The sequence below is a fragment of the Protofrankia sp. Cr1 genome, assembly GCF_963555865.1.
Taxonomy (GTDB): domain Bacteria; phylum Actinomycetota; class Actinomycetes; order Frankiales; family Frankiaceae; genus Protofrankia.
Window position 1 is genome coordinate 1 of the sequence record NZ_CAUVXO010000255.1, and the last position, 4856, is coordinate 4856.

At 69.3% G+C, this 4856-nt stretch carries 4 protein-coding genes and 1 pseudogene; 1 reads left to right on the forward strand and 4 read right to left on the reverse strand.

Annotation, left to right across the window (positions count from 1 at the left end; genetic code table 11):
* Positions 1-443, reverse strand: a pseudogene (locus U9980_RS18090) (hypothetical protein); the annotation flags it as partial.
* 494 nt (positions 444-937) lie between these two features.
* Here U9980_RS18090 and U9980_RS18095 point away from each other — a divergent pair.
* A complete protein-coding gene (locus U9980_RS18095) occupies positions 938-1750 on the forward strand; it encodes a hypothetical protein (RefSeq protein WP_322769001.1) in 813 nt (270 codons plus the stop codon).
* On the opposite strand, the gene U9980_RS18100 is transcribed toward U9980_RS18095, so the two are convergent.
* Genes U9980_RS18100 through U9980_RS18110 form a run of 3 tightly spaced genes read right to left on the reverse strand, consistent with a single transcriptional unit; the run spans position 1666 to position 4733 of the window.
* A complete protein-coding gene (locus U9980_RS18100) occupies positions 1666-3288 on the reverse strand; it encodes a tyrosine-type recombinase/integrase (RefSeq protein WP_322769002.1) in 1623 nt (540 codons plus the stop codon). The genes U9980_RS18095 and U9980_RS18100 overlap by 85 nt on opposite strands.
* A 48-nt stretch (positions 3289-3336) precedes the next feature.
* Positions 3337-3657 carry a helix-turn-helix transcriptional regulator gene (locus U9980_RS18105; RefSeq protein WP_322769003.1) on the reverse strand — a complete coding sequence of 107 codons (321 nt, stop codon included), beginning with the start codon at positions 3655-3657 and terminating at the stop codon, positions 3337-3339.
* Entirely contained in the window at positions 3654-4733 is a 1080-nt protein-coding gene (locus U9980_RS18110; protein WP_416210312.1) for a tyrosine-type recombinase/integrase, read from the reverse strand. Before U9980_RS18110 ends, U9980_RS18105 begins: the two co-directional genes overlap by 4 nt.
* Positions 4734-4856 lie beyond the last annotated feature (123 nt).

Genomic DNA, 4856 nt, shown 5'->3' on the forward strand with positions numbered 1-4856 from the left:
CGCAGCCGCACCGCGATGCGCGGCAGGTCGAGGCCGGTGGTGGCGAGTGCGGTGAGGAACCCGGTCAGGACCTCCGCCTGCACGTCCGTCGGGTCGAGGTCGCCGTGGCCGCCGAGCCGGACCGAGATCGCCCGCAGCGCGGGGAGCGCCATCCCGGCGGCGCCCACCGTCCACGCGCCGCCGTGCCGGCGGGAGCGGCGGATAACCGCCGCCCACGCGGCGTCGCGGGTGGCCTGCGGGCAGGATCGGGCCAGCAGCCGGTCGCGCAGCTCGTCCAAAGCCACCAGCCGGTCGGGCAGGCCGGGCAGCGGCGTGCCGTCCAGGGCCAGCGGCGCAGGGCCTGCGACCAGCAGCGCGAAGCAGTCCCGGAGGGTCGCCAGGGGCCATGTTGCCGCATTCTTGCTGGCCGTGTGCGGAGGAAGGGAAGACGTTTCTTCGGGCATTGCCGCCGTCCTTCGGTGTCATGGGAATCGGACACCATGAAGGACGCCACACAGATGCCAGCGAAAAGCCAGAACGATCTCCCAGGAAATGCCCAACGGGGCTGCTGGCAGCCAGCACAAGCACAGCGATCCCGCGCCGGCATTTTCACCCGTCCGGTGTGCGGCCGGGATGCCAGCACGCCCCAGCGACCTGCCAGCGGCCCTGTGACCTGCGTCGCTGTGACGACGCTGGCAGTCTGCTGGCATCCACGGAGAAGCTGCCAGCACCGCCCGACCAGGCCACGCTTGCACCCACAAGAAAAATCTTGAAAAATTTTCCGGCCCGGCAGCCGAACCCCTGCCAGCGATCTGCCAGCGTCGAATAGTCCTCTCGGACTAGACCGATGCCAGCGGAAAAAATCTTGAAAAAGTCGTGGGCTCGGTGGCAAAAAACAGCCCAAAAACCGGTCTCCTTTTACGACCGCGAATTCCTCGTCGTAAAAGGCAGGAGACCGATGCCGACGCCATCTGACTATGACTGGGACCCCCGCCCCATCGTCCCCCCGAGCCGCCCCGCGACCGTCTGGCCGTGCCCGCCGACCGACCCCGACCAGCGACCGGCCGGCTGGCTCCAGGCCGCCGTGGAGCGGATCGTCGCCACCGCGACGCGTCCCGGTGACCGGGTCCTGCTGCTGACCGAGCCTCCGCCGGCGGACGCGGGGCCGCTCGACGACACCGACGATGACGACACGAGCGAGGAGCTGACCGAGACCGCCTGGACCGTCGCTCGACTCGGCCGGGCCGTCCAGGTCCGGACCGCGCCCGCCGACCCGACCGCACAGCGGTCGGAGTCCGGACCCGGACCCGGGCTGGCGTCCGGTCCCGGACCGGACGCCGACCGCCACGCGGTCGTCGTCACGGTCGTCGCCCCGACCCGGCTCGGCTGGTTCACCCGCATCGCCTGGGGCGGGCTCCTGACCCCGGACGGCACCCTGGCGGTCGTCACCCGCAGCGACAGCCGCGGCGGCTGGCTGATCGACCCGACCATCGAGCTGACCGCCGCCGCCGGGCGCAGCGGGCTCGCGCTGCTCGACCGCATCGTGCTGCTGGAGGTCCCCCTCGGCCAGCTCGACCGGCCCGCCACGCCCGTCCCGAGGGGGGTGGCGGCCCAGAGGGTGCACTCCGACCTGCTACTGCTCGGCACTGTCGGAACTTCCGCGAGTTCAGAGAAACTGAAGGGTTTTCAGCCGGAACCCGAGTGTCCGTCGGGCTCGTCGCCGGGTCTGGGCGCTTGGGTTCGCGGTGACTCCAGCGGGTCGGTCTCGTGAGGGCGCGCCAGGAGGTGGCGTGCGTTGTCCGCGTAGCGGATCGCGGCGGCGTCGCTGACGCCGAAGACCGCGGCGACGTGCAGCGGGTCGGCGCCGGAGGTGAGTGCTTCCTCGAGTTGGCGATCGACCCGCAGCCGGTCGAGGGTGGCGGGCAGGCCGCGCAGGGGGCGGGCGAGAAAGGGGTAGCTGACGGGTCCGAGTCCTCCGGCGGTGCACGGGCTGATGACCAGATGGAGGTTGGCGGTGTTCGGCCAGCGGGTGCGGCGGTGCTCCAGCCAGGCCAGGAGGGTCCGGTGGGTGAGGTCGTCCAGTGGCCGGTCGCGGCCGGCGATGGTGAGGCGGCGGTTACCGAGATCGACGTCGTCGAGTTGCAGGGCGCGGATCTGTCCGACCCGGGCGGCGTGGACGGCGGCGAGCGCGACGAACAGGCGGGCGTGCACGGTCGTGGCCGCCGTGACCGTGCGGGCGAGTTCGTCCGGGCGCAAGGGCTGCCAGACCGGGTCTTCCCGCTGTGGGACGCGCAGGTGGACAGCGGGGTTACGGAAGATGATGTTCGCGCGTTTCGCCCACGCGAACAGCGACCGCAGGGCTGTGGTGGTCCTCGCTCGTGGAAAGCCGGTCAGCGTGTCGAGATAGGCGACGACGTCGTCATGGGTGACTTCACGCAGGTGGTCGTAGCGGGTCGACCAGACCGTCAGGGCGGGTCGGATGGTGTGCAGGTAGCTGGCGGCGGTGCCCGGCGCGCGGGCCCGGTTCCGCGGGCCGCCGTAACGCAACATCGTGGCCCAGGTATCGGTGTCCCTGCGGATCGCTGGGGGGAGCCCGGCGAGTTCGGCGTGCAGCCACCGGTCGAACGCCGGTTGCCGGTCATCGAGGACGACGCCCATGACCGTGAGGATCTCGACGGTGTCGTCGATGTTCGTGGTGTGTTCGGCGACGACCTCGTAGAAGTCGCTGACCCGGATCAGATCTCCGTCGGTATGGCCGGCCAGCAGCATGACCAGGGTCCGTTGCATGCCACCTCGGACGAACGATCCCCAGCCTCTTTGCTCGGCGAGGTTATGGGCGAGATACAGGCCCCAGGCCAGCCACGGGTTATCCGGTGCCGGTTCCCGGCGCAGGTCGACACGCCCGTACCGGTAGTGCCGGCGAACCACCTCGTCGGACAGCGCCGGCTGGAGGTGGCCGGTGTCCGGCCGGGCCGCCGGTCGGGGCGGGGGTTTACGGCCGGTCGCGTCGAAACGCGGCGGGCGGGTATGGGTGTCCCGGTAGCCCGCCATGTCCGCGAAGAACAGCTGGTGATGACGGACCAGGCGAACGTGGGGCAACAGCACGGTGTAGGTGCCCGTGGTGCGTTCCAGCCGTGCCTGACACCAGCACAACCGGCAGAAGCCCTTCTTCAACGGCTCCCGTCGCCGGCAGGCTCCGCACTGGCCGACACCGTGGTCGTAGCGAGGCAAGACGAAGTCGTAGCAGGCCCGGCACATCCCGTCCCAGTATGTCTGCCCCCAGGCCAGGCACGAGACACACGTAGTCACCGTCCTGGGGACGCTGTTGAACCTCCGGGGGTGGGGCGCCATATTCGATCAGACCGGCGGCATCGAGCGGCCGTCACGGCGGCGTGGCACCACTGTGGCAGCCGAACTGGCGGCGGCCTGTGGTGTGTCGACCTGGCCCGGTCGCGTCACCTTCACCGGCTCGGGGATCAGCAGTTCCCCGATCGCGCAGTTCAACACGACGCAGATCACATCAAGATCGTCGAGTTTGAGGGACACGGGTTGCCCCGACCACAGGCCCGACATTTTCCCGGCGGAGATGACCAGGCCGTGTTCGGCCAACGCCCGCTGAAGTTCGGACGCCTTCCAGATGTCGCGTTTCGCGGCGGCGAGCCGCAGGTTCCACTTCATCGGATCAGCCCTTCCAGTCGTCCGGCGGCCCGTTCCTGCCCGGCAGACCAGGCATCCTCGATGCGGGTGCGGTGCACATGAACATAACGCATCGTGGTCGCTACCCAGGAATGCCCGAGCATTTCTTGGATCGAGATGAGATCGACCCCGCTCAAATACATCTGGGAGGCACAGTAGTGACGCAGAACGTGCGGCGTCAGCCTACCCGCCCAGGTCGGCAAATACCCGACGGTGGCGGCAGCCAGCCCCGAACGCAGCGCGTCATAGCCGACGCGCGCGGGTGTTCCGTCGGCGTTATGGCGCTCGGAGGGGAACAGCGGGGCGCCAGGGCGGGTGTGGTCCTCGTCGAAGTGGCCCCACACGTCCTCGATATACCAGCGCAGCGTCCGCCCCGCATGGTTAATCAGCGGCACCATTCGTTCCCGTGGACCAGAACCGTGCGCGCCCTTGCCGTGGCGGACATGGAGCTTACCGAAACGGCCCAGTTCCCATCGGACGTCCGCCAAATCCAGGGAGCGGGCCTCGTTCACCCGCAGCCCCACCTCAGCCATCAACCGCGACGCGGCGTAGTTACGGGCGCTGGGAGCGAACTTCCGGCACGTCGCCAATTCCTGGGACCAGCCTGTGAACAACTCGGCTATCTCACGGTCCACCGGCGGAATCCGCAGCCGTGCGTCTTTACTCCCACGCGGCCGGTTCATCTCGTCGAGCGGACATTGAACAATCCGTCCGGTCATCGTGTGGAGCTCGACCTTGTGGCGCAACTCCACAAACTCGAAGTACGTGCTCAGCGCCGCCGCCCTGGCCAGCCGTGTCCCGCTCGGCGAACCCCGCAGCTCTCGGCCGAAATAGACGTCGGCATCGGCCGGCTCCATCTCCCACAGCGCCCGGCCGAACCACGACCGCATCTGCTCGAGATTCCCCACGTCGCCGCGGATCGTCCCGTCCGTCAGCCCGGCCGACGACCGGGCGAGCACGAACCCCGCCAGCACGTCTGTCTCGAACATCGCCAACTCATCGGCAGACGCCGCCGATGGCCGCTGGTCCCGCAGGTCGCGGACCGCAGCGAGCGCCAACCCAGCCCCCTCACCTTCACCCAGACCGCCGAGAGAGCACCTGACATGAGAAACCTTCAGGAAAACCGAGGCCATGTCAACAAGGCGCGCGCGGCGCGGGCGGGTCGGAACCCCCTGGTCAGC

Coding starts and splice junctions, on each gene's coding strand:
- U9980_RS18095 (WP_322769001.1), top strand. CDS start 938: ATGCCGACGCCATCTGACTATGACTGGGACCCCCGCCCCATCGTCCCC.
- U9980_RS18105 (WP_322769003.1), bottom strand. CDS start 3,657: ATGAAGTGGAACCTGCGGCTCGCCGCCGCGAAACGCGACATCTGGAAG.